General features: G+C 64.8%; 31 protein-coding genes and 1 pseudogene. 16 read left to right on the top strand and 16 right to left on the bottom strand.

Annotated features, from left to right (window positions below):
• Positions 1-130: 130 nt before the first annotated feature.
• Both RX327_RS26180 and RX327_RS26175 read left to right on the top strand, forming a co-directional pair.
• Entirely contained in the window at positions 131-457 is a 327-nt protein-coding gene (locus RX327_RS26180; protein WP_028339820.1) for an ArsR/SmtB family transcription factor, read from the top strand.
• Positions 457-897 (top strand): SRPBCC family protein, encoded by a 441-nt coding sequence (locus RX327_RS26175; protein ID WP_050387630.1) that lies wholly within the window; start codon positions 457-459, stop codon positions 895-897. The genes RX327_RS26180 and RX327_RS26175 overlap by 1 nt, the downstream gene beginning before the upstream one ends.
• Here the strand turns inward: RX327_RS26175 and RX327_RS26170 are convergent, their stop codons facing one another.
• Both RX327_RS26170 and RX327_RS26165 read right to left on the bottom strand, forming a co-directional pair.
• The gene (locus RX327_RS26170) at positions 898-1359 is read right to left on the bottom strand and encodes a hypothetical protein (protein WP_050387631.1); all 462 of its coding nucleotides are present in this window, start codon (positions 1357-1359) and stop codon (positions 898-900) included.
• 103 nt (positions 1360-1462) lie between these two features.
• Complete coding sequence (locus RX327_RS26165) at positions 1463-1672, bottom strand: Kazal-type serine protease inhibitor domain-containing protein (protein ID WP_244482640.1); 210 nt, start codon at positions 1670-1672, stop codon at positions 1463-1465.
• 320 nt (positions 1673-1992) lie between these two features.
• On the opposite strand from RX327_RS26165, the gene RX327_RS26160 reads away from it, so the two are divergent.
• Complete coding sequence (locus tag RX327_RS26160) at positions 1993-3648, top strand: fumarate hydratase (RefSeq protein ID WP_317247550.1); 1656 nt, start codon at positions 1993-1995, stop codon at positions 3646-3648.
• Between the two features lie 9 nt (positions 3649-3657).
• Positions 3658-4329, top strand: a complete 672-nt coding sequence (locus RX327_RS26155; RefSeq protein ID WP_082190809.1) for a DUF429 domain-containing protein — start codon at positions 3658-3660, stop codon at positions 4327-4329.
• On the opposite strand, the gene RX327_RS26150 is transcribed toward RX327_RS26155, so the two are convergent.
• The 5 genes from RX327_RS26150 to RX327_RS26130 form a co-directional block, all read right to left on the bottom strand.
• Positions 4326-5270: an SH3 domain-containing protein gene (locus tag RX327_RS26150; RefSeq protein ID WP_317247549.1), complete on the bottom strand. Its 945-nt coding sequence runs from the start codon at positions 5268-5270 to the stop codon at positions 4326-4328. The two genes, RX327_RS26155 and RX327_RS26150, sit on opposite strands and share 4 nt — an antisense overlap.
• Positions 5271-5290: 20 nt before the next feature.
• A complete protein-coding gene (locus RX327_RS26145) occupies positions 5291-5587 on the bottom strand; it encodes a hypothetical protein (RefSeq protein ID WP_317247548.1) in 297 nt (98 codons plus the stop codon).
• A 118-nt stretch (positions 5588-5705) separates the two neighbouring features.
• Positions 5706-6260 carry an inner membrane-spanning protein YciB gene (locus tag RX327_RS26140; RefSeq protein WP_317247547.1) on the bottom strand — a complete coding sequence of 185 codons (555 nt, stop codon included), beginning with the start codon at positions 6258-6260 and terminating at the stop codon, positions 5706-5708.
• A 49-nt stretch (positions 6261-6309) separates the two neighbouring features.
• Positions 6310-6897: a hypothetical protein gene (locus RX327_RS26135; RefSeq protein ID WP_152977930.1), complete on the bottom strand. Its 588-nt coding sequence runs from the start codon at positions 6895-6897 to the stop codon at positions 6310-6312.
• A gap of 310 nt (positions 6898-7207) precedes the next feature.
• On the bottom strand, positions 7208-8608 hold the full coding sequence (locus RX327_RS26130) for a carotenoid oxygenase family protein (RefSeq protein WP_317247546.1): 1401 nt from the start codon (positions 8606-8608) through the stop codon (positions 7208-7210).
• 113 nt (positions 8609-8721) lie between these two features.
• On the opposite strand from RX327_RS26130, the gene RX327_RS26125 reads away from it, so the two are divergent.
• Together RX327_RS26125 and RX327_RS26120 are read left to right on the top strand one after the other, a co-directional pair.
• The gene (locus RX327_RS26125) at positions 8722-9447 is read left to right on the top strand and encodes a TetR/AcrR family transcriptional regulator (RefSeq protein ID WP_193395279.1); all 726 of its coding nucleotides are present in this window, start codon (positions 8722-8724) and stop codon (positions 9445-9447) included.
• 37 nt (positions 9448-9484) lie between these two features.
• A complete protein-coding gene (locus RX327_RS26120; RefSeq protein ID WP_050387637.1) occupies positions 9485-10129 on the top strand; it encodes a DUF6321 domain-containing protein in 645 nt (214 codons plus the stop codon).
• A gap of 196 nt (positions 10130-10325) precedes the next feature.
• Here the strand turns inward: RX327_RS26120 and RX327_RS26115 are convergent, their stop codons facing one another.
• Positions 10326-10928, bottom strand: a complete 603-nt coding sequence (locus RX327_RS26115; RefSeq protein WP_317247545.1) for a hypothetical protein — start codon at positions 10926-10928, stop codon at positions 10326-10328.
• 165 nt (positions 10929-11093) lie between these two features.
• Between RX327_RS26115 and RX327_RS26110 the strand changes: the two genes are divergently transcribed.
• Complete coding sequence (locus tag RX327_RS26110; protein ID WP_317247544.1) at positions 11094-11765, top strand: SET domain-containing protein; 672 nt, start codon at positions 11094-11096, stop codon at positions 11763-11765.
• A gap of 23 nt (positions 11766-11788) precedes the next feature.
• On the opposite strand, the gene RX327_RS26105 is transcribed toward RX327_RS26110, so the two are convergent.
• Positions 11789-12079 (bottom strand): DUF6522 family protein, encoded by a 291-nt coding sequence (locus RX327_RS26105; RefSeq protein ID WP_028337130.1) that lies wholly within the window; start codon positions 12077-12079, stop codon positions 11789-11791.
• On the bottom strand, positions 12076-12510 hold the full coding sequence (locus tag RX327_RS26100; RefSeq protein ID WP_028337129.1) for an RrF2 family transcriptional regulator: 435 nt from the start codon (positions 12508-12510) through the stop codon (positions 12076-12078). The genes RX327_RS26105 and RX327_RS26100 overlap by 4 nt, the downstream gene beginning before the upstream one ends.
• 83 nt (positions 12511-12593) lie before the next feature.
• Between RX327_RS26100 and RX327_RS26095 the strand changes: the two genes are divergently transcribed.
• Positions 12594-13055 (top strand): group III truncated hemoglobin, encoded by a 462-nt coding sequence (locus RX327_RS26095; RefSeq protein ID WP_050387641.1) that lies wholly within the window; start codon positions 12594-12596, stop codon positions 13053-13055.
• Positions 13052-13210 carry a hypothetical protein gene (locus RX327_RS26090; protein ID WP_167350463.1) on the top strand — a complete coding sequence of 53 codons (159 nt, stop codon included), beginning with the start codon at positions 13052-13054 and terminating at the stop codon, positions 13208-13210. Before RX327_RS26095 ends, RX327_RS26090 begins: the two co-directional genes overlap by 4 nt.
• A gap of 55 nt (positions 13211-13265) precedes the next feature.
• Here RX327_RS26090 and RX327_RS26085 read toward each other — a convergent pair whose 3' ends face one another.
• Both RX327_RS26085 and RX327_RS26080 read right to left on the bottom strand, forming a co-directional pair.
• Positions 13266-13664, bottom strand: coding sequence for a hypothetical protein (locus RX327_RS26085; protein WP_317247542.1), 399 nt, complete (start codon positions 13662-13664; stop codon positions 13266-13268).
• 30 nt (positions 13665-13694) lie between these two features.
• The gene (locus RX327_RS26080) at positions 13695-13919 is read right to left on the bottom strand and encodes a hypothetical protein (RefSeq protein WP_050387642.1); all 225 of its coding nucleotides are present in this window, start codon (positions 13917-13919) and stop codon (positions 13695-13697) included.
• A 94-nt stretch (positions 13920-14013) separates the two neighbouring features.
• Between RX327_RS26080 and RX327_RS26075 the strand changes: the two genes are divergently transcribed.
• The 3 genes from RX327_RS26075 (at position 14014) to RX327_RS26065 (ending at position 16289) form a co-directional block, all read left to right on the top strand.
• Positions 14014-14838: a helix-turn-helix transcriptional regulator gene (locus RX327_RS26075; protein WP_317247541.1), complete on the top strand. Its 825-nt coding sequence runs from the start codon at positions 14014-14016 to the stop codon at positions 14836-14838.
• A 62-nt stretch (positions 14839-14900) separates the two neighbouring features.
• On the top strand, positions 14901-15566 hold the full coding sequence (locus RX327_RS26070) for a DsbA family oxidoreductase (RefSeq protein ID WP_317247540.1): 666 nt from the start codon (positions 14901-14903) through the stop codon (positions 15564-15566).
• Between the two features lie 84 nt (positions 15567-15650).
• Positions 15651-16289, top strand: coding sequence for an NIPSNAP family protein (locus RX327_RS26065; RefSeq protein ID WP_050387644.1), 639 nt, complete (start codon positions 15651-15653; stop codon positions 16287-16289).
• A gap of 277 nt (positions 16290-16566) precedes the next feature.
• On the opposite strand, the gene RX327_RS26060 is transcribed toward RX327_RS26065, so the two are convergent.
• Positions 16567-17751: a GNAT family N-acetyltransferase gene (locus tag RX327_RS26060; protein ID WP_317247539.1), complete on the bottom strand. Its 1185-nt coding sequence runs from the start codon at positions 17749-17751 to the stop codon at positions 16567-16569.
• A 163-nt stretch (positions 17752-17914) separates the two neighbouring features.
• Entirely contained in the window at positions 17915-18367 is a 453-nt protein-coding gene (locus tag RX327_RS26055; protein WP_028337121.1) for a hypothetical protein, read from the bottom strand.
• A 159-nt stretch (positions 18368-18526) separates the two neighbouring features.
• Between RX327_RS26055 and RX327_RS26050 the strand changes: the two genes are divergently transcribed.
• The 3 genes and pseudogenes from RX327_RS26050 to RX327_RS26040 all read left to right on the top strand — a co-directional run bounded on the left by RX327_RS26050 (position 18527) and on the right by RX327_RS26040 (position 22412).
• The gene (locus tag RX327_RS26050; RefSeq protein ID WP_317247538.1) at positions 18527-18754 is read left to right on the top strand and encodes a hypothetical protein; all 228 of its coding nucleotides are present in this window, start codon (positions 18527-18529) and stop codon (positions 18752-18754) included.
• A 129-nt stretch (positions 18755-18883) separates the two neighbouring features.
• On the top strand, positions 18884-20326 hold the full coding sequence (locus tag RX327_RS26045) for a caspase family protein (RefSeq protein WP_317247537.1): 1443 nt from the start codon (positions 18884-18886) through the stop codon (positions 20324-20326).
• A gap of 71 nt (positions 20327-20397) precedes the next feature.
• Positions 20398-22412: pseudogene (locus RX327_RS26040) on the top strand (pyrroloquinoline quinone-dependent dehydrogenase).
• 514 nt (positions 22413-22926) lie between these two features.
• Here RX327_RS26040 and RX327_RS39305 read toward each other — a convergent pair.
• Together RX327_RS39305 and RX327_RS26035 are read right to left on the bottom strand one after the other, a co-directional pair.
• Positions 22927-23151 (bottom strand): MGMT family protein, encoded by a 225-nt coding sequence (locus tag RX327_RS39305; RefSeq protein ID WP_080667252.1) that lies wholly within the window; start codon positions 23149-23151, stop codon positions 22927-22929.
• A 193-nt stretch (positions 23152-23344) separates the two neighbouring features.
• The gene (locus RX327_RS26035) at positions 23345-23536 is read right to left on the bottom strand and encodes a hypothetical protein (RefSeq protein ID WP_050387646.1); all 192 of its coding nucleotides are present in this window, start codon (positions 23534-23536) and stop codon (positions 23345-23347) included.
• Positions 23537-23826: 290 nt separating this feature from the next.
• On the opposite strand from RX327_RS26035, the gene RX327_RS26030 reads away from it, so the two are divergent.
• Positions 23827-24780, top strand: a complete 954-nt coding sequence (locus RX327_RS26030) for an amidohydrolase family protein (protein WP_317247536.1) — start codon at positions 23827-23829, stop codon at positions 24778-24780.
• Positions 24781-24887 lie beyond the last annotated feature (107 nt).

Below are 24887 nucleotides of genomic sequence, written 5' to 3'. Positions count from 1 at the left end.
TTCCAGTCGATATTATCGCACCCTTTTCCCGGCAAACATGCGACCGCAGCGATCAACTTTCGGAGCAGGCGAGGCGTTCCTGCGTCGCGACTGTATTGACAATCATATAAGCAATTGCTTATATATTTTCATGCCCGCCGCCACGCAGCTGACCGACGTGTTGAAGACCCTCGCGGACCCGACGCGGCGGGCGGTGTTCGAGCGGATTGCGCGGGAAGGCGAGATCGCCGCGACCGGCCTGGTGCAGGGTTCAAAGGTGTCGCAGCCGGCGGTGTCGCAACATCTGCGCGCGCTGCGCGATGCCGGGCTGGTCGCCGAGCGGCGCGAGGGCCGGCACATCCATTATCGCATCGCGCCGAAGGGGCTCGGTCCGCTGATCGACTGGCTTGGCCACTACGAGACGTTCTGGGCCGAGCGCTTCGCAAATCTGGAACGGCTGTTGAAGGAGAGTGAGTGATGGGTGAGACGCACGCGATCACGGTCGAGAAGGTGCTGCCTTACGCGGCCGAGAAGATCTGGCGGACGCTGACGACGAGCGATCGGATCGCGAAATGGCTGATGCCGAACGATTTCGTGCCGGCCGTTGGCCATCGCTTCAATTTCCACACCAAGCCGATGGGCGACTGGGACGGTGTCGTGCATTGCGAGGTGCTGGATTGCGATCCGCCGCGCCTGTTGCGCTACTCCTGGAAGGGCGGCGCTGATACCAATCCGGAATACGGCTCGAAGCTCGACACGATCGTCACCTGGACGCTGACGCCGGTCGAAGGCGGTACCCATCTGCGGATGGTGCATGACGGCTTCGTGCTGCCGGGCAACCGCTTCGCCTTCGACATGATGAGCCCGGGATGGGGCCGGGTGCTCGACGCCATCGCGCGCATCACCGGCGAGGGCTGATCACTCGTTGTTGCCGCGGCGAACAGTGATCGAGGCGTCGGTCTTGTTGCGGGTGCATTCGAGGTTGAGGCGGCGATAGCGCATCGTGATGGTGTTGCCGCGCAAGATGCCCATGCGCTTCAGGCAGCGCGAGGTGCCGGTGACGGCGTCGTCCTTCGGCACGGTGAAGATCAGCGCCGTGGCGGAGCCCACCAGGTTGAAGAACTCCGGCTTCATCTTGCGATCGGTCTTGGCGTAGAGCTCGATCGAATAATCCTTGCCGCGGCAGCCGAGCGACAATTCCTTCGCCGCCGGGTGCGTGAGGTAGGTGATGTTGGCGGCGCTGAAATTGACCTTCAGCCCGTCGATCTGGCCGGCGAGCTGCTTGGCGATGTCCACGCAGGGATCGGCATGCGCAGGCGCTGCGACGAAAACCGCCGCCAGCGCGAACAGCGCGGCCGGCAGAGTGGAGCGGATGCTCAAAGGCAAGCGTCGGCGCAACGATGCTGTCACGAAATACCCCCCGCGGTATGAAAGTACGCGAAGTTACATGCAGGCTCCCGCGGAGCGCGTCAATACGGCGACGTCAGGACGCGCACCTGCCGTCCGGCGCTTTGGAAGCCCCGGCGGCCCGGCGTTCGCAATCGTTGCCATACGTCTTGCCGTCGCAGCCGCATACCGGCTTGAAGATCTTGTTGCAAATCGTCGGGCGGAACGCGCAGGTGCCGGTCTGGTCGAAGCGGCCGCAGGTCCCGGGCTTGAACTGGCAGAACTGGGTCCAGCAAGGCCGCCGCACGGCTTGCCGAGGCGGGCGGCATCGGCGCCGGTCGGGATCGCGATCAACATGGCCAGCGCCGCGAGCCAGACGAAAAGCGCTGTCTTCATGAAGGTCTCCTGATGGCTTCCTGATGGTTTCCCTGGCCGTTCCGCGGCTTGCCGGCGTTGTGGCAACCTGGGATTACGATGGCATGAAACATAGCACGTGGATTGCCAGTCCCGCGCATGGCTGGAAGGCGGCCCGCTTCCCTTTCCTTTGTCGGAAAAAGGCTTAGAACGGCTCTACATTGCCGGCGGCCCCGCGGCCGGCACCGGCCTTTCGAAACCGACGAGCAGCTCATGAACGCCCCCTCAGCCTTTCCCGACCAGCAGAAGCCCGTTCCGCCCTACAAGCACACGCCTCTGTTCCCGCTTGGTGCCGACACCACGCCCTACAAGAAGGTCACGAGCGATGGCGTCCGGGTCGAGAAGGTGTTGGGCAAGGACATGCTCGTGGTGTCGCGGGAGGCGCTGCGCGCGCTCTCCGAGGCCGCCTTCGGCGACATCAACCACTATCTGCGGCCGGGCCACCTGAAGCAGCTGCGTTCGATCCTCGAGGACAAGGAAGCCAGCGAGAACGACAAGTTCGTGGCGCTCGACTTCCTGAAGAACGCCAACATCGCGGCCGGCGGCGTGCTGCCGATGTGCCAGGACACCGGCACCGCGATCATCATGGGCAAGAAGGGCTGCAACGTCATCACCGACGGTGACGACGAGGCCGCGCTGTCGGAAGGCGCGCGCGATGCGTATCTCCGCCGCAACCTGCGTTACTCGCAGGTCGCGCCGCTCTCGATGTACGAGGAGAAGAACACCGCCAACAACATGCCGGCGCAGTGCGAGATCTACGCCGAAGGTGATGACGCCTACAAGTTCATGTTCATGGCGAAGGGCGGCGGCTCGGCCAACAAGAGCTTTCTGTTCCAGGCGACGCCATCGGTGCTGACCAAGGACCGGCTGCTCGCTTTCCTCAAGGAGAAGATCCTCACGCTCGGCACCGCGGCGTGCCCGCCTTATCACCTCGCCATCGTGATCGGCGGCACCTCGGCCGAGCTGTGCATGAAGACGGTGAAGCTCGCCTCGGCGCGCTATCTCGATGCGCTACCGACGCATGGCTCGCCCGATGGCAACGCCTTCCGCGACGTCGAGATGGAGAAGGAAATCCATGAGATGACGCAGTCGCTCGGCGTCGGCGCGCAGTTCGGCGGGAAATATTTCTGCCACGACGTGCGCGTGATCCGCATGCCGCGCCACGGCGCATCGCTCCCCATCGGGCTTGGCGTGTCCTGCTCGGCCGACCGCCAGGTGCTCGGCAAGATCACCAGGGACGGCATCTATCTCGAGGAGCTCGAGCACAACCCGGCGCAGTACCTGCCCCAGGTCGAGCAGTCGCTCGGCGGCGAGGTCGTCAAGATCGACCTCAACCAGCCGATGAAGGACATTCTGGCGACGTTCTCGAAATATCCGATCAAGACCCGCGTCTCGATGACCGGCACCATGATCGTCGCGCGCGATAGCGCGCATGCCAAGCTGCGCGAGCGGCTGGAGAAGGGCGAGCCGCTGCCGGACTATTTCAAGAGCCACCCGGTCTACTATGCCGGCCCCGCCAAGACGCCCGAAGGCTACGCCTCCGGCGCGTTCGGGCCGACCACGGCAGGCCGCATGGACTCCTTCGTCGACCAGTTCCAGGCCGCCGGCGGCTCGATGGTGATGGTGGCCAAGGGCAATCGCGCCCCCGCCGTGCGCGAGGCCTGCAAGAAGTACGGCGGCTTCTACCTCGGCTCGATCGGCGGCGCCGCCGCGAATCTCGCCGAGCACTGCATCAAGAAGGTCGAGGTGCTCGAATATCCCGAGCTCGGCATGGAAGCGATCTGGCGCATCGAGGTCGTCGACTTCCCGGCGTTCATCATCATCGACGACAAGGGCAACGACTTCTTCAAGGAGTTGAATTTCGGTTGAGGATCGGGGTTGATTGCGGTCGGCCTCGACGGATTTTCCAAAGGCTGGGTCGCCGTTACCATCGACGGCGACCGGCGTACGATTTCCTTTCACACCGACATTGCGGACGCGCTTTCGCGTCCGTTCGATCGCGCCGGGATCGATATCCCGATCGGTCTGACCGATGACGGCGAGCGCGATTGCGACCTTCTCGCGCGCGTGAGATTGCGCCCGCACACCTCGCGCGTCTTCACCGGCGCGCGGCGCTGGCTGTGGCAGCAGTTTGACGATCCCGATCTCGCGAATGCGGAAGCACTGCGCCGCGGCCAGACCCGCGTGTCGCGCCAGCTCTGGCATCTCGGCAAGAAGATCATGGAGGTCGACGCGTTCGTGCGCGCGAACGCCGCGCGCGATATCCGCGAGGTGCATCCCGAACTGGTGTTCTTGCAGCTGAACGGCGGCGAGCCGTTGCCGCGCAAGAAGTCGGAGGAGGGCGATGCGCTGCGCTGCAGGCTGCTGAAGCGATCAGGCTTCCGCGAGATCGATCGCTGGCTCACCGAGGTGCGCATCGGCACCGGCGCGAAGCGCGACGATGTGCTGGATGCGTGTGCAGTGGCGCTGGCTGCGCGCGAACCATGCGGAAGCGTTCCCGAAGCGCCGCCGCGTGACGCGCACGATCTGCCCATGCAGATCTGGTTCTAACTGCAGTTCGTCACCTGGTTGGAGCACAGGCTGCGCCACCAGCCGCGCACGCCGTCATGGCTCTCCACCAGCGCCCAGTGCCCGCTGCAGGCGAGGATGCGTTTCGGACCATCGTCGGTATCGAACTCTCCGCCGAGCTCGCGCTGCGCCGGCATCCATTTCGCATCGACAAAGGGCGCCTGGAACAGCCCGCCCATGCGCGTGGCGCCATTGGCATAGGCCGCACCCACCTTGTTGGATGCGACCCAGCCGCGCCCGCCATAGGGCTTCGGCGCACTGCGCGGATAGCGCTTGTCATCCTCGTAGGCTTTGCCCGGCGGCATCGCGCCCTCGATCAGAAACCAGCCGTCCTTGAAGCCGATGATACGAAACTCGGTGAGCCAGCCGCTCTCCGGCGTGTTCTCGGCCCCGCCCATCTTGAGATGGTAGGGTGGCGGCAGCTTGCCGAGCACGCGTGCCTTCACCGACGGCTCAGCGCGCACGTTGAGGCCCGCGAGGTCCTTATCCTCCGACCAGGCGCCGAGGTCGCATGGCTCGGTGCCAGCGGGCAATGCGTTTCGGTTCGCGTCAAGTTCAGCCTGGCGCGCGGCAAAGTCATTGTCCGCCCCGTCCGCGTTTCCGGCAGCGATGTCGCTCGGACCGCGCGGCTTCAGTTCGGCCGACAGCGCGCGCGTGCCATCCTTGCTTAGCGTCACGACCATCATCTGACGCGGCGCGAAGACGCTTGCCGGCGTCTTCGGGTCGTCTGCGCTCGCGGTATAGACCGCGAGGTAGCCGGTGGTGCCGGCGGCATCCGTGCTGGAAGAGGTGCCCGCAACATATCCGGCCGGCACCAGCGCGACCGCGCTCGCGCGCCACGCCGGTTCGGCTTCGCTTGCCTGCTGTGCGGAAGCCGTCGTGGCTGATAACGCCATGACGGCAACGGATGCCAGGATGCGCATGCGTAGTGCGCGTGCTGCGGTTACGCTCGCGTGCCGGTGAAGGGAAAGCTGCCCATCGGGCCGATGCCCATCTCGCCGCTCATGCTGTCGCCGGAGACCTTTCCGATGAACTCGAGTGTCAACGGCATCGGATTGGTGATGGAAACCTTCCAGTTGACGGCGTCGCCACTGATGGTGCCGTCGAAGATCTCTGCGGTGTTGCCCTCTGCGCCCTGCGTGCCCGTCAGCGTGCCGCCGGAACTCAGCAGGGTCAGCGTCGCCTGGCGCTCGCCCATCGGCGTCGTCATCGTCAGATTCCAGTTGCCGTCTACGGCCATTGATATCTCCCCTCCAGGTAAGGCGCTTTCAAGCGAAATGGCTACCGTTCGCGCGAAGAAAACGCGTGCGCGGGTATAGCCCATCTTGCTGCGCGCGCCTAGTTCGCGGCTGCGGCGATCAGGCGCGGGCGGCGGCGCGCAGCCGGCTTCCGACCAGGACGCGGAAGGCGACATACTGGATCGCGAAGGCGGCGATCTTGGCGCCGACCAGCACCACCGACACGTAGAACGCCCAGAGCTTCATGTCGCCGGTCGCCGCGACCGCAATGGTGCCGGCGGCGAGAATGAACATCAGCCCGGCCCAGGCGTAGCCGGCGAGGGTGGCGTATTCCGGAACGGTCTCGGTGACGATCGGCGGCATGTAGCGCAGCATCCAGCCGCGTTTGAGCATGATGAGGCCGATCGCGAAATGCGCGATCGCGGGCTTCGCCAGCATGAAGCGGGGATCATTGGTCAAAAGCGTCGCGCCGCCGAGCACGATCACCAGCCCAAGGCTCGCCCAGGTCATGTAGCCGAGCGACTGTCCCTTGACGCGCGCATAGACCACTTGCGCAATCGCGCCCGCGATCGCAACGCCGGTGGCGATCAGGACATTGTCGGTGGCGAAATAGACCACCAGGAAGACGATGGTGGAGAGGAAGTCGCTCGCAAGCCTGGCAAATACGCTCTTCATCGTCGTGGTTTCCGTTTCCTCGGGATGATGGTTGCGATGGTGGCAGCGTCTAGCGTAAGGGCAGCGCGCCGGCCGGCGGCGTCGCGTCCTTGGCCGCGCGATGGTGCGGATACCAGTGGGTAAAGCCGACCGCGGCATTGCGTGCGGCGAAGGCGATCAACAGGCCGGTCCACAGCGGCAGCGCCGGCACGTAAAGCACCGCAATGTTGCCGATCAGCATGAGCAGCATCGCGACGATCCAGGCGCCGGTGATCAGGTAGTTGGCATGGAGGAAGCCGGGCAGCTTCGCGGTCTCGGCATCGACCTGCTCCAGCGCATATTGCCGCGTGAAGGGGTGGCCGATCATGATCGAGCCGAGCGACACCAGCAGAATGCCGGCATCGACCGCGATCTTCACCGCGGTGTTGCTCAGCGTCGCATCGACGAAGGTCAGGTAGGAGCCGATCGCGGCGAATATGACGACCGAACCGACGCCGAGGATCTTGATGCTGCGGCCGCGTGCGATGTCGAATGCGATGACGGCAAGGCAGATCAGTGCGGCACAGAGCAGGCTCACCGTGGCCGAGGTCACCAGCATCAGCATGGCGAAGGCGCCGTAGGGAGCGAGGATCAGGAAGATCGTCATGGTGAGCCTCATCGGCTTATCTTTACAGTGTAAAGATACACTAACGGTGAGCAACGGAAGCGTCAAGTGAAATCTTTACAGTGTCAAAATCGTGAAGTGATGGAAAAAAATCAAGTTTCGGCAAGGACATAAGCGTCTCGCGCTTGGCGTCCGCCGTCCCGCATTGTCATGGCCGGTCTGAAGGACGGCGTCGCTTCTGCTCGCCGATGTCCGGGCCATCCACGTCTTTCCCGCAACTGGCGATAAAGACGTGGATGCCCGGCACGAGGCCGGGCATGACGAGCGGAGGAATTGCTGCTCTGACGCGTGGGAAGATCGGCGATTACTCCGCCCCTACCCAATTGCCGTGGAATCCATCGGGCACGCGGTGGCCGAGATGGACCAGCGCGGTCGGGCCCGCTTCGACATCTTGCGCGTTGAACACGGCGAGGTCGCTGCGGTTTTCGCGGGCGCGCCAGACCACCGCGAGCAGCCAGCCGTCGCCTTCCGCGGCGTCAGCGCTGCGCTCGACGAACACCGGTTCGGAGATGGTGTCGCCGGCCGGCAGCAGGTAATGGCCGAGCCTTCGGCCGTTGCCGTCGACATGCACGATGCCCGACAGCGCGCCGAACATCGGCAGTTTTGGATTGGCGCAGGCGTACCAGCCGTGATTGCTGGCAAATCCGGCACGGCGATCGTCGACGCGGGGAAATTCGCCGGTGAGGTCGTCGAGATAGGTTTGCGTGAAGCGGTCGGTGTTGCCGGAGAGGTCGAAGGTCCAGCGGCAATAGCGCGCGCGGTTCTTCCGCGGGTCCGTCGGCGAGCCGTCGGGATGATTGAACAGCGGCGCTTCCTCGAACTGCATCACGTCGGCGACGATGCGGTCACCGTTTTCCCACGCATTCATGACGTGGAAGACGTAACAGGCCTCGCTGCGAAACCAGACGATGTCCTTGGCGGTGCCACTGCGCTTCATCACGCCGACATAGGCGCCCTTGTCCGGCTCCCAGGCATAGGGCGGCCGTCCGCTCATCGCGCGCTCCATGCTGCCCGTGATCGGCAGGATCGGGAACAGCACATGGTTTTCGGTGACGATGAAATCGTGCACCATGCTGGCATAGGGCGCCTCGAAGCGCTCGAAGCGCGTCACCACGCCTGACGAACTCACCGCGCCGAACGACAGCGCCGGCGTCAGCGGGCCCGCGGCGTTGTAACCGAAGAACACCATCTCGCCGGTCGCCGGATCGATCTTGGGATGCGCCGTGAAGGGGCCCGTGATTGCGCCCTTGTAGTCGCAATAGCCGAGGCGATTGAGCGTGCCCGGCTCGATCTCCGTGGGCAGGTGCGCTTCTTCCAGCGCGAGCAGCTTGCCGGCATGGAAGATGATGTTGGTGTTGGCGACGCCACCATCGGTGAGGTTGGCCGGTGCATCCGGCAGCTTGCGGCCGAAGCCGCCGAACAGGGCCCGGCCGGCATCGTGCTCGGCGAGCCATTTCGGCGTGCGGACCCAGCGGTTGCGATAGCTTGCGCGGCCGTTTTCGAGATGGAAGGCGTGCAGCATGCCGTCGCCCACGAACCAGTGCGCGCCGGGCGATTCGAACTGCGGATTGGGACCGTTGCGGTACAGCGTGCCGTTCAGCTCGCGCGGCAATTCGCCGATGATCTCGAGGAAGGGCGCGTCGGCCTCGAACGGGATCGGCGCCAGATTGGTTCGCGGCGCATTGGATGTGACCTGGTCGAGCATTCCGCATCTCCCTGCATTATGATCTTTACATCGTAAAGATATCAGTAGGGATGACGCCGCCGATCGTCAAGCAAAATCTTTACAGTGTAAAAATTGCGACCTATAAGGGCCGCATGGCAAGAATCTCCAAAGAAAACAAGGCGACTCGCCCGGCACGGGCTCCGACCCGCCGGGTTGCGCGGACTGCGGCAGCTCGTCCGGTCCGACGGCGCCGCGCCAACGACACACCGTATCATCACGGCGATCTGCATGAGGCGCTATTGAAGGCCGCCGAGCGCGTGCTCGAGCGTGATGGATTGGCGGGGCTGACATTGCGTGCGGTGGCGCGCGAGGCCGGCGTGTCGCACGCCGCGCCGACGCATCATTTCGGCGATCTCACCGGTTTGCTCAGCGAACTTGCGGCGATCGGTTTCCGGCAATTTGGCCTCGCGATGGCGGCTGCGGATGCTTCGGCGGCCACGACGCCCGAAAAGGGCGTGGCGAGCGCCAAGGCTTATGTTGCCTATGCGCAGGCACATCCCGGCATGTACGGGCTGATGTTCCGCAGCGAGCGGCTCGATCATTCGCGGCCGTCGCTGCACGAGGCGTCCGAGGCTTCGTTCGCAGGGCTGACCCGCGGCGTCGGCGCCAGCCGGCACGAGCAGATTTCCAAGGAGCAGCTTACGCTGGATCAGGCCGCCGCGATCGCGTCCGCCTGGTCGCTGGTGCATGGTTTCACCATGCTGCTGCTCGACGGACGCCTCAAGACGATTCTGGATCGGTCACCGGAGGGCACGTCCGCGGAAACGCTGTTGACCGCGATGCTGCGATTGTCCGCGGGCCGCTCGGCGCGGCCGTAACGAAGCAACCCTTGTCGTGCCGGCGCGTTGACGCGGCATGGCACGATCACCGCGCGTTCCCTGGAAACGTCCGAACCCGCGCAAGCGGGCGGGCAAGGCGTCCGAGCATTTGTCGTCGCGGAAGAAGGCGGCCGCCAAGGCCGCCGCGCAGCGTGCTGGACGGCGTTATCCCAACCTCGTGGACAACATGCGCATGGCAGCAAAGACGAAGCGCAGGACGAAGACGTCCGGACGCAAGCGGGCGGCGTACAAGCGCCCGGCCGCGAAGAAGAGCACAGCGAAAAAGCGCAAGGCGGCTAAAGCCAAGGCGACAACAACAACAACCTCGACGCGGAAGCGCGCCGGCCGTGCACGCGAAAAGGATCCGCGCGGCGGGCTCACTGCGGCGGGACGCAAGGCATTCGCCGAGAAGCAGGGGGCGCATCTGAAGCCCGGCGTCATGAAGAAAGAGTCCGAGATGACGTCGCAGGACATGCGCCGCAAGGGCAGCTGGGCGGTGCGTTTCTATGGCCGCAAGAAGCTGCCGCCGCTGGTCGACGACCGGGGACGGCCGACGCGGCATGCGCTGTCGGCTCATGCATGGGGTGAACCCGTTCCCAAGACAGTGGCCGCCGCGCGCCGCATCGCGGCCAAGGGCGAACGGCTGCTGCAACGCTACAAGCGCGCGAGGCAGAAGGGCTGAGATTCTCTTCACCTCGCCCCGCCTGCGGGGAGAGGTCGGAACGCATCGCTAGATGCGTTCCGGGTGAGGGGAGAGGGAGCGCAACGCCGTGCGCGCTAAAGCATGATCCGGAAAGGTGCGCAGCGGTTTTCCGAAAAGATCATGCTTCAACAACGACCTAGAGCGCAATGACGATTCATCCTCATCGCATCGCGCTTTAGCGTTTGGTCAGCGACGTGGTCCGGCCGCTTTGTCCGATCGTCTTCACCGTATCCGTGCCGCATTTGAAATCGCGGGCGAAATCGTCGGCGGCCCGCCGCGCCAGCTCGTTGGCGTTGGGATTGGCCGCGACGTCGACATAGGCGACATGACAGACATCGCCCGGCGGCAGCCGGGTCACGGCGAGCATTGCCCGCGAGACTGGGCCGCCGCGCTTGTCCTGCTCGCTGTTGTCCGCGATGTGCCAGCGCTGGATGATCGCAAACGGCTTTTCGCCGGCAGCGCGCCATTCGACCCTATCGCCGGTCGAGCTGAACGGGCCGAACCAGGCCTGCGCCGCCGGTTCCCTGGCTGCCGCCTCGCGGTTTCGGCCCACCGAGACCACTTCGCGCAGGTCGCCCTCGTTGATCAGCACCACAAGTCCGGATTTTCCCGGACAGACCCTGGTGGTGCTGCCGTCCTCCTCGCTGGGCTTGCCGATCATGCGGCAGGCCTTCGGCGCGGTCGATGTGTAGCTGCTGCTGATCGTCTCAGAGCCGGCATGACCGGGATTTGCGCCGGCAACCGCCATAACGACTGTTGCAAAAGCAAGGTATTTCATCGGGGGAAACCTGCGATCCGGACGTTACTTTGTGTCTGACATATGCAATCTGGGGAAGGTTCAATAGACACGCGGGAAACACCTGACAGGCGCGCGGAATCGTCCTAGAAGGGCGGCTTCGCAACTTCTGTCGCGTGCACCCAGCGTGCCGTAACCTCGATCGTCATGCCCACGATATCATCGAACAAACCCTATCGCGTCGGCCGTTCCAAGACCGGGCTCGGCCTCTTCGCCACCAAGCCGATCAAGAAGGGCACCCGGATCATCCGCTATTTCGGACCGATGCTCGACTCGAAGAAGAAGGATGACGACGAGATCGAGAACAAATATCTGTTCGAGCTCAACGGCCGCTGGACCATCGACGGGTCGGTGCGCAAGAACCTCGCCCGCTACATCAACCATTCCTGCCGGCCCAACGCCGAATCCGACGTCCGGCCGCGCGAGCGCAAGGTCTTCATCCGCGCGATCAAGAACATCGAGCCGGGCGAGGAGATCAACTACGACTACGGCACCGACTATTTCAAAGCCTATCTGAAGCCGATCGGCTGCAAGTGCGACTCCTGCGAGAGGAAGCGCAAGAAGAAGCGTGCGGAGGCTAGGGCGGAGCGGGTGCGGCTGAAGGAAAGGGCCGAGCGGAAGGCACAGCGCAAGGCCGAGAAGCTCGCCGAGGAGCGGGCCAGGCAGAGGAAGGCGAAGAAGGCTGCCAAAGCCAACGGCAAGCTCGCCAACGGCACGGCGCTGAACGGCAAGCACCTCAATGGCCACAGCCTGATCAACACGGCGGGCAGGAAGGCTGCCTCGTCGAAGCGCGGCACCGCCCGGGCGCTGCAGGCCTGATACCAACGTCGATCGAAAACGCTCTAGCCGCCCGGCCGGTGCGCCGCGCGTGGCAACGGGGAATTGCCGAAATCCAGCGTCGAACGCTGGATGATCGTGCCGTGCTCGTCGATGACGAGACGGAAACGCTTGCTCTCCGAGAAGAATGTGAGGCGATGGCGCCCCTGATCGGCGTCGAACCCGCGCTCCGAGCGCGTCGTGATCGCGCCCGAGCGCATCCCGGCCTGCAGCAGCGGGACCGCGATGCCGAGGCCTTCGGCGACGATACTGGCGTCGACCTCGAACGCGCCGTTCGCGAATGCGATCGTCGTCATGATGCCCTCGCGGGGTGGCGGACGGAACGCGGCAGGTAGGCGCATTCGGCGAGCGTCGTACCGTCGAGCTCGCGCATGAAGGCCTCGCGTGCGGCGGCAAGCTTCGCCTTCAGCCGGCAGCGCGGCAGCAGCAGGCAATCTCCGCCATCATCCCTGAAACATTCGACCAGCGCGCTGCCGCCTTCCAGCGCACGGACCACCTGGCCGAGGGTGATGGTCTCCGCCGGCCGCGCCAGCGAGAACCCGCCGCCGGCGCCGCGCTGGGTGGCAATGAAGCCGGCGTCGGCCAGGTCGCGCACCACCTTGGCAAGGTGATTGCGGGAAATGTCGAACTCGGCCGCGATCTCGCTGGTCGCAAACGACCGGTCCGGCTCGCCGGCCAGCCGCATCAGGGCGCGGAGCGCAAAATCCGTGAATGATGTCAGGCGCATGGAAGCCCTTCGAAATCAGCACTTGGCGGATCAGCTATAGCAGGCTAAATAGGCATTTGAAATACCTATTTAGGATGTGAGCCATGACAGCAGCAGAGCGCCGCGAGCAGATCACCGCCGGGATTGTCGCGCGGACCGGGATCACCGAGGCCATGATCGAGCAGCTGGTGCACGCCTTTTACGCTGAGGTCCGCAAGGACCCGATGATCGGACCGGTGTTCGAGACCAGGATCAGCAATTGGGAGTCGCATCTGGCCCAGATGTGCGCGTTCTGGTCCTCGGTCGCGCTGATGACCGGGCGCTATCACGGCACACCGATGGTCAAGCATATGCCGCTGCCGATCGACGCCGCGCATTTCGACCGCTGGCTCGAGCTGTTCGAGGCGACCGCGGCCGAGCTGTGCCCGCCTGACGCGGCGGCGCATTTCATCGATCGCGCGCGGCGCATCGCCTCGAGCCTCGAGATGGGCGTCGCCAGCGGACAGGGCGTGATGCTGGCGGTCGGCGAGCGTTACAGGCGAAGCGAAGCAGGAGCAGTGCAATGAGGAACAGGGCGAAGGCAATTGCGCGCGCCATCGACGGCGCGTGGTTTCATCAGAATCAGGCCGATCCGTTTTCCGGCAGCAGCCTGGTGCCGATGTTGATCATCGGCCTGGCGCTGACCTTCGCTGGCATGATCGTCGCGGTGGTGCTGAGCTGACGGAAACGGCCGCCGCGTTTGCCGCGACGGCCGCTCGTCACGTCCGGCATTCGGTCTACGCCGCGACCGCCTCACCGCTGCGGCGCAGCCCCACATATTGCAGCTCGGCGAACACGCCGGTCGCGATCGCCTGGGCGAGGATCACGATGGTCCCGAAAAGATTCGGTGACACCGCGCCCGAGAGCAGCAGGGCGATGCTGCCGACCGTCCAGGCCGCATTGCCGACGACGACCAGCAGGACGAGCAGTCTCGGCACGGAGGCGCGCGAGGCGAGCCAGCCGACCAGCGCGGTGTAGGCGATCAGGAACAGGCCGGTCTCCCGCAGCAGCGCTTCCGGCAGGCCGAGCAGCGATGCCAGCGCGCCGGCGTCGAGCACCATAGCTATGGCCGATATGCCGCTGAAGACGGCGTCGGCAAGCAGAGCGCGGCGCAGCAGCTGGGACGAATGGATCATGGCAGTGTCTCCTCGTTGGGATTGGGATGGTCAGTGGAACAGGGACTGCAGCTGACGCCACAGCCGGAGCGGACACAGCGCCTTGCCGACCCTCATTTCGACCGCATAAACCTGAGCGAACACGAACACGCCGGTCGCGTGCACGAGCGGCTGCGGCATGTTGAGCGAGCGCGCCAGCAGCCAGGTGACCAGATGGATCAGCCACGGGAGCAGGACGGCGAGGGCGCGGACAAGGGACAGCATCAGCATGGTCATCTCCTGTGCCGTGGAAGATGAGCCGGCCGGCGCGCCAATTCGATTACCTCAGGCGTAATGGAACGGGCGAATTCCGCATGGTAGGTTTTGCACCATGAACGCACATGCATCCCTGGCGCGGGCCGAGCCCGCAAAACCCGTCCTGATCGGCGACCATCTGCGCGAATGGCGGCAGCGCCGCCGCATGAGCCAGCTCGATCTCGCGGGCGAAGCCGAGATCTCGGCGCGGCATCTGAGCTTCGTCGAGACCGGCCGCGCCGCGCCCTCGCGCGACATGGTACTGAGGCTCGCCGAGCGCCTCGACGTGCCCTTGCGCGAACGCAACGTGCTGCTGGTCGCCGCCGGTTATGCGCCGGCGTTCCCGCAGCGCACGCTGGACGATCCCGCACTGAGATCGGCGCGCGAGGCGATCAACCTCGTGCTGAAGGCGCATGAGCCCAATCCGGCGCTGGCCTATGACAGGCACTGGAATCTGGTCTCCGCCAATCGCATGGTGGCACCGCTGCTCGCAGGCGTCCCGCCGTATCTGCTCGGCCAGCCCCTCAACGTGCTGCGGCTCGCCTTCCATCCCGAGGGCCTCGCCCCGCGCACCGTGAACCTCGCGGAATGGGCCGCGCATCTTCTGGAGCGGCTGCATCGGCAATGCGAGGCAACGGCCGATCCGGAGCTGCTCAAGCTCTATCAGGATCTGAAGTCCTATCCGATTCCGGCGCGGTCGGCCCCGATCACCACCGACAACAACGTCGCGCTTCCCTTCAAGCTCCGCCTCAAGGGCGAGATACTTAGTTTCTTCTCCACCACCATGGTGTTCGGCACGCCCGTGGACATCACCCTGTCGGAGCTGGCGCTGGAGACGTTCTTTCCGGCGGATGAGCTGACCGCCGAGCGGATGCGGCAGATGGCAGCCAGTATGAAATAGCGGCTTGTCTTGGGGCGCGTTCGGCCTACCTTTGGGGTTCCATTTCTGCCGGGAACCCCGCCATGAGCGATTTGAAGCCGCTTCGCCTCGACGTCGTCTCCGACGTGGTGTGCCCCTGGTGCTATATCGGCAAGCACCGGATCGAGGATGCGCTCAAGCTGGTGCCCGATGTGCCGGTCGAGGTGCACTGGCGGCCCTTCTTCCTCAATCCCTGGGTGCCGCGCGAGGGCATCAGCCGCGAAGACTATCTCACCCAGAAGTTCGGCTCGGTCGAGGCCTATAAGGGCATTGCCGGGCGTGTGGTCGCAGCGGCCAGCGAGGAGGGGCTGACCTACCATCCCGAGCTCGTCAAGCGGCAGCCCAACACGACCGACTGCCATCGCCTCATCCTGTGGGCCGAAGCGATCGGCAAGGCGCCAGAGATGAAGCAGCGCCTGATGGAGCTGTACTTCCGCGATGGCGGCGATCTCACCGACGTGAACGTGCTGGTGCAGGCGGCCGCCGATGTCGGTCTCGATGCCGACGACGTGCGCAAGCGCCTCGCCACCGACGAGGACGTGGCGCGCGTCTCGGCGGATGCACAGGAAGCCGCCGAGAAGGGCATCTCCGGCGTTCCGACTTATGTCTTCGCGCAGAAATACGCCGTCTCCGGCGCGCAGCCGGCCGAGCAGCTCGCGCGCGCCATCCGCCAGGTCTCGGCGGAGATCAACGCGCAGGCGGCGGAGTAGCCCGCAATCCCTATCGAAAGCCCGGCTCATGCCGGGCTTTTCGTTTGCCCACATCATCCATCGGAAACAATCAGGGAGACCATCATGATCTATGAGCTGCGCACCTATACGGTCCGTCCAGGAGTTGTCGGCGAGATGGTGAAGGCGGCGAGCACGATCTCGCGCGATATCCGCGCCGACAATTTCGGCAAGCTCGAAGGCTACTGGATCACCGAGATCGGTCCGCTCAATCAGGTCATGCACATGTGGAGCTACGCCGATCTCAACGAGCGGACCCGGTTGCGCGCCGAGCTCGCCAAGAATCCGCGCTGGACCGGCGAGTATATTCCGGTGATCCGTCCGCTGCTGGTGCGCCAAGAGGTGCGGCTGCTCAATGCAATCATCCCGCCGGTGGCGCCGGCGACATCAGGCAACATCTACGAATTCCGCAACTATCGCGCCAAGCCGGTCGGCGGCGCCAAGCAATGGCTCGATCTGATCACCGGCGTGATGCCGGAGCGCGAGAAATACTCCAAGATCGTCGGCCTCTGGACCACCGAAGCCGGGCAGCCCAATGAGGTCTGCCACATCTGGGCCTATCCCGATCTCAACGCCCGTGCCACCGCACGCGGCAACGCGATGAAGGACCCGGCCTGGCTGGAATTTTTGAGCAAGGGTACGCAAGTGCTCGAGGAGATGCACTCGACCATCATGCTGCCGGCACCGCATTCGCCGTTGCAGTAAGGGGAGGCGCTGGTCGCGCCGCGTTTCCCAATGATGCGCCGAGCGCAAGACAGAGAGGCCGCCGGTTGAGGCGGCCTTTTCGTTTGGCGTCAGGACGTCGCGAACGCCGGCAAAAGCCTCATCCGATGCTTCCATCAGATGAGGCTTTCGAAGCAAGGGCGCGCGCCGTCTGAGAACCAGCGCGCCGCAACGCTAGTCGGGCCAGCTGACACCAACCTGACGGCAGCGGCCCGTTGTTTCCCGATGTGTCTGCATGCCTACGAAAGGGTAAACCGCATCATCCGAGCTTGCCGCGCCGGCTGCGGATGAAGCGGACGGCGCCGCGCGCGGCTTCGTAGGCGAATTTGTTCAAGGTCAGCGCGGCGTGAATGGCCGGCACCAGCGGATCGCGGCGCCGCAGCGGCAGCAAGACGTCGCCGATCGCGAAGCGTCCGCGCCAGATCGGATTGATCATGGGGTGATCCGGCGCCGCGGTGGAATCGGCCGAATTGATCGCGGGATCGGCGCAGAGATGGCGCGTCAGCTCGAGCGTCAACTGCGTGCCGGGCGAATGTTTCGCAAAGCGCTCGTCGACGCCGATCTTGAAGAAGAAGGCGCGGTCCTGGTGGCGCACCACGATGCCGCCCGCGACCGGCGTGCCGCCCGCATGCAGCGTGACGATCTCGCAGCGGCCGGCTTCGGCCATTGCCGACGTCGCGCGGCGGATGAAGGCCGCATCGCCGGCATGCTGGCTCAGCGCCGTGCCGCGCTTTCCCTTCCAGCCACCGGCTTCGAGGACAAGGAAAGTCTCGAGCGCCGTTGCAACCTCGCGCGGCGTGCGGGCGACATCAAAGCGCACCGCGCCATGGTCGGATAGGCGATGATGCTGGCGGCGCAGCTCCTTCAGCTTCTTGGGCCCGAGCGCGTCGCGCAACAATTCGTCGGCATCGCGCGTCGCATCCAGCTGGGCGCGCTGGTAGGCGCTTAGTATGCGCGGCTGCAACCCGTCTCGCGCCAGCACCGCGCAGATCGCCGCCATGGCCGGGCCCTCGAGCGACATGGTGCGCAGGATCAGCGCATGCGCGCCCGCATTGCGTGCCTGCCGCAGTATCTTGCCCGCCGCTTCCTCGGCGGCGTCGCGGTCGAGCAGCGGCGTGCACAGCGTGCCATAGGGTTCGGCACCGACCAAAGCGGGCAGGGCGATGCTGTAGATCCGCCGCATCGGAACGACCGGCAACAGGCCGATCAATTGCCCGGCATCGCCGGCGGCGCTGAGCAGCGCCGCGCCGGTGCGGCCGCGCGCGGAGGCATCGACCGCCAATTCCCAGTCGGGCTGGTAGTAGCCATTGGCCTCGATCGCGCGCGCGGCAAGCGCACGCCATGCATTGAGCGGCGCGGCCGACAGCGGCGGCAAGGTGCGATCGTCCGTGGCATCCTTGCGCGATGCACGGTGGATCATTGCCTGGTCAGCAATATCGGCCACGTCCCTGTTTCCCCACTCCGCGAGGCTGATTGGGCCTTGCGTTCGTCAGGGCAACGCTAGCGGAAAGAAATGGAAAATGCCGTTGAGGCCACCGCGCAATTTGAGCGGTCGCGTTAACGGGCCGTTCAGCATACCGGTGCGCGGCGGCCTACCGGCTCAAGCGCTAGGGTTTGACGCTCCGTTGCGCTTCCGCCGCAACGGTGCTCTCGACCGGTTCGTACATCTCCGTCACGCAATTATCGTCGGCCCCGACCTGCCGGCGATCGAAGATCGAGCCTTCATTGATGAACACGCGATAGGTCTGCGTCCCCAGCGGCTTGCCGATCACCGATGTCAGCTCGGCGCGCACGCAGGCCGTCCAGCCGGTGCCGCGCGGGTCGTGCAGCGGGGCGGAGACCCGCACATGGGTCGGCTGTGAACCGGCCGTGAACACCGAATCCAGCTTGCCCGCGACCAGCCGTTTGACGTCCGGAGGCGTCTCGAGCGGCGCCGGCTCTGTAGCCTTGACCTTCAAGGCCTCCGGCCACACCGCGTGGCTGTCCGCCAGCCCGCAGCCACTCAATATGAAGGCGGCGCCGGCCAGCAGCGCCGCCAGATGTACTTGTCCCTGTCCCATTCAGCGCATTTAATGTGCCGCCGCCAGGATTGCGCCCCCTGGTGGCGCTGAATTCGCATCAGGCGGCGCTTTGTCGATCAACAAATGTCGAGCGACAAGTTATCGTTGGGGTAGAGGTATTACCGGATGTTGCTGCGGCGGCGGGGGAGACAGACTGACATGAAACGCTTCACGGTTGCTGCCGTCATTCTGGCGCTGCTCGCGACACCCACCCTGGCCCAGGGCCGGCGAGGGGGCGGTGGAGGCGATACCAAGACGGAGCAGAAGCCCAAGGTCGACGAGAAGGCCTACAAGGCCGCGCTCGAGCGCATTCCCGAGCCCAAGGACAAGTACGATCCCTGGGGCGTCACCAAGCCGGCCGCGGATCCGGCCAAGAAGCCGAAATAGCCGGGCTCGCGAGATCTCTGCGGCCATTCGACATCCGAACCGGCGTCGGTCGGCAGCACATTGCCGCACGGCATGAACCTTGGCCTGACGGCCTCCGACCCATCTTCGATGTCATTGTCGGAGGCCGTCATGCTTCGCCGTTCGCTCCTCAGCCTGATCGTTCCGGCAGCGATCCTGCTCGGCGCCGTGCCGGCGTTGGCGGAAAACCGGCTGGCGCTGGTGATCGGGCAGTCGGCCTACAAGTCGGTGCCCGCGCTGCCGAATCCGGCCAACGACGCCAGGGCGGTGTCGCAGATGCTGACCGATGCCGGATTTGCGGTGACAGCCGCATCGGACCTATCGCAGGACGAGATGCGCGCACGGCTCAGCGATTTCGCCAGCCAGGTGGCGGCGAACGGCGCCGATACCGTCGCACTGGTGTTCTATGCCGGCCATGGCCTGCAGATCGACGGCGAGAATTATCTGGTGCCGGTTGATCTCGACCCCAAGCGCGAGGCCGACATTCCGCTCCAGGGCGTGCGGCTGAACGACATCCTGAATACCTTGACCTCGGTGCCGAGCCGGATGCGCATCGTGCTGCTCGATGCCTGCCGCAACAATCCATTCCCGGAACTCAGCAAGACCGCGGGGCATGGCCTCGCCATCGTCGATGCCAGGGTCGGCGCACCCGGCACGTTCGTCTCGTTCTCGACCTCGCCCGGCGCCGAAGCCGAGGACGGCAACGGCATCGACAGCCCCTACACCACCGCGTTGCTGGCCTCGGCCAAGGAGCCGGGCATCCCGATCGAGGACACCTTCAAGCGCGTTCGCCTCGCGGTGAACAAGGCAACCGACGGCCGCCAGACGCCGTGGGACTCTTCATCACTGACCGACGATTTCCGTTTCATGGCGGGTGCTGCAGCGTCGCCCGCAGCGACGCCGCCGCCGGCCGCGGCCAAGCGCACCGTCGACGAATGGAAGCGCGAGTTGCAGGGCAAGCCGATCGAGGCCGCGAATGAGTTGATGGTGATCGATGGCTCCGACGAATCCTATGAGGCCTTCGCCGCGATCTTCGCCGGCACGCCGCGCGGCCTGCAGGCGCGCGACTGGCTCGACCGGCATCGCCGCATGGTGGCGTGGAATAGCGCTGTTCTCGCCAACACGGCGGCGGCCTATCGCGGCTTCCTCGCGCAATATCCTGACACCGACCTGACAGCGACCGCGCGCAAGATGATCGAACGGCTGCGCTACCGTCCCGATCCGGCGCCCGCCGTTGCGCTCAGCGTGCCCGCGACCAACGTCGCGCTGGCGGCGCCGACCTGCCCGTGCAACGCCACGCCGCAGCCGCCGCCGCAGCAGAGGGTCAACGCGCCGGTGAAAAAGCGCGCCGATCCCGATCCTCCGCGGCGCGCGGGCAAGCGCCCGCCGCGCGTGGTGGTCGAGGACGACGTCGTGGTGGTGCGCCGTCCGCCTCCAACCGTGGTCTATGAACCTGCCGGACCGCCGATCGGAATCGGGATCGGCATCGGCATCGGTGGCGGCGGTGGTTATCGCGGCAACGACGGCGGCGGCTATCGCCGGGGTGGATACTGACGCGCCGATCGCGTAAATGCTTTCCCGCATGAGATGCGGCGCCTGGTGATCGCATCCTGGGGGAGGACGCGATGCGGTCGCTGTTTTGCCTGCTTGCCGCGCTGCTGCTGTATGGTCAGCCGGCGCGCGCCTGGGAGTATTGGGGCGGCGACCGCGGCGGACAGCGCTTCTCGCCCCTGGCGCAGATCACATCAGACAATGTCGGCACGCTGCTGCGCGGCTGGGAATTCCGCACCGGCGATCTCGATACGCGCCCGCCCGAGGTGATGAAGCGCACCAAGTTCGAGGTGACGCCGCTGTTCGTCGAGGACAGCCTGATCCTCTGCACGCCGTTCAACGAAGTGATCGCGCTCGATCCCGGCAGCGGTGCGCAGAAATGGCGTTTCGATCCGAAGATCAGCATGGCGCAGCGGCCGGCCAATCGTTTTGTCTGCCGCGGCGTCGCGCACTGGACGGATGATCGTGCGGCGGAAGGCGCCGCCTGCAAGTCACGCATCTTCACCGGCACCAACGACAGGCGCCTGATCGCGCTCGATGCCAGAACCGGCAAGCCCTGCGCCGATTTCGGCAACGGTGGCGAGATCAGGATCGACGTCGGCATGAAGCTGGAATGGCCGGGCGAGTTTCAGATCACGTCGGCGCCGGTGACGGGACGCGGCGTGGTCGTGGTCGGGTCCGCGATCGGTGACGGCCGGCGCGTCGATGCGCCGCTCGGCGCGGTGCGTGCTTTCGATGCGCGGACCGGCCAGCCGCGGTGGAGCTTCGATCCGCTCGTGCATGACGGGATCGAGGCCGGCCACAGCAACGTCTGGGCGCCGATGTCGGTGGACGAGGAGCGCGGCCTGGTGTTCTTGCCGACGACATCGCCCAGTCCCGACTTCTGGGGCGGCAAGCGCGCCGGCAATGACGAGCACGTTAATTCCGTGGTCGCGCTGCGGATCGAGACCGGCGAACTCGCATGGGCATTCCAGACCGTGCATCACGACGTCTGGGACTATGACCTGCCGGCGCAGCCGACGCTGGCGCGGATCGATACCGGCAACGGCATGCGCGACGTCGTGATCCAGCCGACCAAGCAGGGTTTTGTGTTCGTGCTCGATCGCGACACTGGCAAGCCGGTGTGGCCGGTCGAGGAGCGCGCGGTGCCGCAGAACGGCGCCGAGGGCGAGCAGCTGTCGCCGACGCAGCCATTCCCGACCCATGTGCCGCCGCTGCTGACACAGCGCATGACGGCCGATGATATCGCCGGCCTGTTGCCGGGCACCGGAAGCTCGGCTTGCGAGGAGCTGTTCGCGCAATCCCGCAATGAGGGTCTATACACGCCGCCGTCGACGCAAGGCACGGTGATCTATCCGATGACCGGAGGTGGCGTGAACTGGGGCGGCGCGGCGTTCGATCCGGTCAATCAGATACTCTACGCCAATGTCAGTCACGCGGCGCACATCGTCACACTGATTCCGCGCGACCAGGCCAAGGGCTTCAACCCGCCGCCCGGCCATGAATTCGGCCAGCAGCAGGGTGCGCCGTTTGCGATGTCGCGGGCGCTGGCGATGACGTCGGTTGGGACGCCCTGCAACAAGCCGCCATGGGGCGAGACGGTCGCGGTCGATCTCAAGGCCGGCAACATGCGTCGGTCGGCACCAGCGAGGATCTCGCGCCGCTCGGCATCGCGCTCGATACCGGCACGCCGCTGGTCAACGGCGTCGCGATCACCGCGGGCGGCCTGGTGTTCACCGGCGCGATGGATGCCTACTTGCGCGCGTTCGATGCGAGATCGGGAAAGCAGTTGTGGCTCGGCCGGCTTCCGGTGCCGGGTGTCGCCAATCCGATGACCTATCTCTGGAAGGGCGAGCAGTACGTCGTGATCGGCGCCGGCGGCCATTCCGAAGCCGGCACGTCGATCGGCGACAGCGTGGTGGCGTTTCGCCTGCCGCGCCAGGGCGAGAGCGTGTCGTTGATGGCCCGGCTGATCGATCGCCCGGGCGGACGGTTCGTCGCCAAGGCTGTGGCCGGCGGTCTCGTGCTCGTCGCCCTCGTCGCGCTGTTGTGGCGCTGGCGGCGGAGCCGCCGCTTGCGATCCGCTTAGGTGCTCCCTGCAGCAGGTGCGCGCCGCCAAAATATCGAAAACAACCCCATGCAAAGTAGCCGGCGGCTGCCGGCGTTCGAAAAGCAACCTGACACGTCGGGCAAGTCAGGGGTATATTTCCACTATTCAGAAATTATGCAAGCGTCGCCTCGCTCCGCTAAAGCACGATGAAGTCGGGTTGAATCGGCTTGGCGGCATTCGCTGCATCTCCTCCCGCAACCGGAGAGGGAGCGCAGGTTGTTCGCGGATGCATTGAACCTGGGGCGTGGACGCGTAAATCCGGGATATCGCTTCCGAGAGGAAATGCGGACCCGCGGCGCAGACCGCGGGGATGTCGACTTGTGGACCAACTTCGCCGCTTCCGATTGCGATCGGGGACCACATCATCGTCGGCAAGCAAGGTCACGCCAGTCTGAAAGAACTGAAGCTGATCTAAACGAGTCGCTTCTTTGGGCCAAAGCGGACCTTATCCCCAGACCCAAAGAGAACACACGCGCGTTCATCCGCAGAGCGATCAGCGGATGCGCGCACCGCGGTTGTACCCGCGCATCTTCCCGTCGCTCGCAACGACGCGGTGGCACGGTATCGACGGATCGTAATTTGATCGCATAACGGCTCCGACAGCCCGTGCGGCGTTCGGATTTCCAGCTTTTGAAGCGACCTCTTTGTACGTCATCGTCTTGCTTTTCGGTATTTTCCGGACGATATCGCGCACTTTGTCGGAGAACGTCTTTTTCATATGCCAAGCGTAGCCTTCTTCCGGTTGACCGCCAGGAGTGTTCCTTGTGTTTGTATGGAACGTAATTCCTTGCCAACCGTTCCACCGGCGGCGTCCGGTAACGCGTCACTGTCCAGGCACTCTTTTATTTTCTTGAGCTTTCCTTCCTCCCATGAATCGTCACCGGTGTACGGAACGAGGGTAAGGTCGAATTCTAATTTCCAGTCAAAAGCGGTCTTATCTTGCTAGCGTTCGCATACACCCAATACCCGGTGTCGGAGACGCAACACCACCGATAGATCTCGATCTGGCGCTTGTGTCCGTCCTGCCATTCTTCGTCGAGCGATTCGATCTTGCCGGCCTTACTGGCGGTCACGGCGGCGAAGTTGTTGATCGACGTGAGCATGCCGAAGGCGTGAGGTAGATGAGAGCCCAACGGCAACGCTGGCCACGTCAGGACTGCAATGGAAGCCGACCAAGGTCGAGCGGACCGCCGCAGTCGGCATTTGACCCGACTGCGACATGTGCGGTTCAAGATTGTTGCGCCGCAAATTGACCTTTGAACCCGATTTCCATAGTCGCAATTTCCTGATGTGATCCTCAATATTGCGAGCCAATTTGCTGTGATCCAGCGCGGGGCGCTGTGTCGATCACTATCATGTCGTGACTAAAACTATAGAACAGGAAGGACATCACATGCCTTCACGCCGTAGTTTTCTGACCGGCACCGTCGCAACCGGCGTCGCGCTGTCAATGCAGCGTGCCGCGACAACGGTCGCGCAGCAAAAACGAGTGATCGTTGATTCGCAGGTCCACCTGTGGCCGGCGAGCACTCCGGAAAGACCCTGGCTCCCCGGTGCCAAACCGCAGCTTCCGGAGCCCTTCACCATCGAGCGAATAATTCCACTGATGGACGAGGCCGGCGTCGATCGCGTCGTCATCGTTCCGCCGGTGTCGCTCGAAGGCGAGCGCATCGACTATGCCCAGGAGGCGGTCAAACCGTACCCCGGCCGCTTCGCAATCATGGCGCGTGTAGCCCTCGACAAGCCCGACCGCGCGGCACGGCTTGCGACCTGGCGCGACCAGGCCGGTGTGCTGGGCGTGAGGTTGAACTTCGGCCCCGGCGAAGCGGCATGGCTGACAGACGGAACCGCGGACTGGTTCTGGCCGGCGGCGGAGAAGGCCCGCCTGCCTGTGATGTTTCTCACATCGGGCCAGACGTCGCTGTTCGCCCGTATCGCCGAGCGACACCCGCAACTTACGCTCATCATCGACCACATGGGCGTCGGCGCGGGCCTGCGCCCTCGTTCTGATTCATCGGATTCCATAAGAAACAACGCGGTGCCGGAAGCTATTGCCCAGTCGGTCGCGCTCGCAAAATTTGCGAATGTGTCGGTGAAGTTGTCGTCGGTACCGCTGATTTCGACTGAGCCCTATCCATTCCGTGACGTGACCCCGCATATCCACCGCCTATTCGACGCCTACGGCCCGGAGCGCTGCCACTGGGGAACCGATCTAACCAATTCGTTCGCCCGGGCCACCTACCGGCAGCGCGTGACGGAATTCACAGAGGAGCTTCCGTTCCTCACCGACAGCGACAAGGACTGGATCATGGGCCGCGCGATCCTGGCGCGGCTTCGCTGGACGTGAACCGGGCTTGCGGCGATGCATGAATCCGCTTTAGCGCGGCGCCGTCACAGATCAGAAACACGAATTCTCAATGCGTGCACCGAAACGACGTGCGGGCTGATCCGCGC

The sequence above is a fragment of the Bradyrhizobium sp. BEA-2-5 genome, from assembly GCF_032918025.1.
GTDB classification, from domain to species: Bacteria; Pseudomonadota; Alphaproteobacteria; order Rhizobiales; family Xanthobacteraceae; genus Bradyrhizobium; species Bradyrhizobium pachyrhizi.
Note: the sequence above shows the minus strand (reverse complement) of the source record. Positions and strands in the feature narration are given on the sequence as shown.

Coding starts and splice junctions, on each gene's coding strand:
- RX327_RS26180 (WP_028339820.1), top strand. CDS start 131: ATGCCCGCCGCCACGCAGCTGACCGACGTGTTGAAGACCCTCGCGGAC.
- RX327_RS26175 (WP_050387630.1), top strand. CDS start 457: ATGGGTGAGACGCACGCGATCACGGTCGAGAAGGTGCTGCCTTACGCG.
- RX327_RS26160 (WP_317247550.1), top strand. CDS start 1,993: ATGAACGCCCCCTCAGCCTTTCCCGACCAGCAGAAGCCCGTTCCGCCC.
- RX327_RS26150 (WP_317247549.1), bottom strand. CDS start 5,270: ATGCGCATCCTGGCATCCGTTGCCGTCATGGCGTTATCAGCCACGACG.
- RX327_RS26145 (WP_317247548.1), bottom strand. CDS start 5,587: ATGGCCGTAGACGGCAACTGGAATCTGACGATGACGACGCCGATGGGC.
- RX327_RS26140 (WP_317247547.1), bottom strand. CDS start 6,260: ATGAAGAGCGTATTTGCCAGGCTTGCGAGCGACTTCCTCTCCACCATC.
- RX327_RS26135 (WP_152977930.1), bottom strand. CDS start 6,897: ATGAGGCTCACCATGACGATCTTCCTGATCCTCGCTCCCTACGGCGCC.
- RX327_RS26130 (WP_317247546.1), bottom strand. CDS start 8,608: ATGCTCGACCAGGTCACATCCAATGCGCCGCGAACCAATCTGGCGCCG.
- RX327_RS26125 (WP_193395279.1), top strand. CDS start 8,722: ATGGCAAGAATCTCCAAAGAAAACAAGGCGACTCGCCCGGCACGGGCT.
- RX327_RS26120 (WP_050387637.1), top strand. CDS start 9,485: ATGGCACGATCACCGCGCGTTCCCTGGAAACGTCCGAACCCGCGCAAG.
- RX327_RS26115 (WP_317247545.1), bottom strand. CDS start 10,928: ATGAAATACCTTGCTTTTGCAACAGTCGTTATGGCGGTTGCCGGCGCA.
- RX327_RS26110 (WP_317247544.1), top strand. CDS start 11,094: ATGCCCACGATATCATCGAACAAACCCTATCGCGTCGGCCGTTCCAAG.
- RX327_RS26105 (WP_028337130.1), bottom strand. CDS start 12,079: ATGACGACGATCGCATTCGCGAACGGCGCGTTCGAGGTCGACGCCAGT.
- RX327_RS26100 (WP_028337129.1), bottom strand. CDS start 12,510: ATGCGCCTGACATCATTCACGGATTTTGCGCTCCGCGCCCTGATGCGG.
- RX327_RS26095 (WP_050387641.1), top strand. CDS start 12,594: ATGACAGCAGCAGAGCGCCGCGAGCAGATCACCGCCGGGATTGTCGCG.
- RX327_RS26090 (WP_167350463.1), top strand. CDS start 13,052: ATGAGGAACAGGGCGAAGGCAATTGCGCGCGCCATCGACGGCGCGTGG.
- RX327_RS26085 (WP_317247542.1), bottom strand. CDS start 13,664: ATGATCCATTCGTCCCAGCTGCTGCGCCGCGCTCTGCTTGCCGACGCC.
- RX327_RS26080 (WP_050387642.1), bottom strand. CDS start 13,919: ATGACCATGCTGATGCTGTCCCTTGTCCGCGCCCTCGCCGTCCTGCTC.
- RX327_RS26075 (WP_317247541.1), top strand. CDS start 14,014: ATGAACGCACATGCATCCCTGGCGCGGGCCGAGCCCGCAAAACCCGTC.
- RX327_RS26070 (WP_317247540.1), top strand. CDS start 14,901: ATGAGCGATTTGAAGCCGCTTCGCCTCGACGTCGTCTCCGACGTGGTG.
- RX327_RS26065 (WP_050387644.1), top strand. CDS start 15,651: ATGATCTATGAGCTGCGCACCTATACGGTCCGTCCAGGAGTTGTCGGC.
- RX327_RS26055 (WP_028337121.1), bottom strand. CDS start 18,367: ATGGGACAGGGACAAGTACATCTGGCGGCGCTGCTGGCCGGCGCCGCC.
- RX327_RS26050 (WP_317247538.1), top strand. CDS start 18,527: ATGAAACGCTTCACGGTTGCTGCCGTCATTCTGGCGCTGCTCGCGACA.
- RX327_RS26045 (WP_317247537.1), top strand. CDS start 18,884: ATGCTTCGCCGTTCGCTCCTCAGCCTGATCGTTCCGGCAGCGATCCTG.
- RX327_RS39305 (WP_080667252.1), bottom strand. CDS start 23,151: ATGAAAAAGACGTTCTCCGACAAAGTGCGCGATATCGTCCGGAAAATA.
- RX327_RS26035 (WP_050387646.1), bottom strand. CDS start 23,536: ATGCTCACGTCGATCAACAACTTCGCCGCCGTGACCGCCAGTAAGGCC.
- RX327_RS26030 (WP_317247536.1), top strand. CDS start 23,827: ATGCCTTCACGCCGTAGTTTTCTGACCGGCACCGTCGCAACCGGCGTC.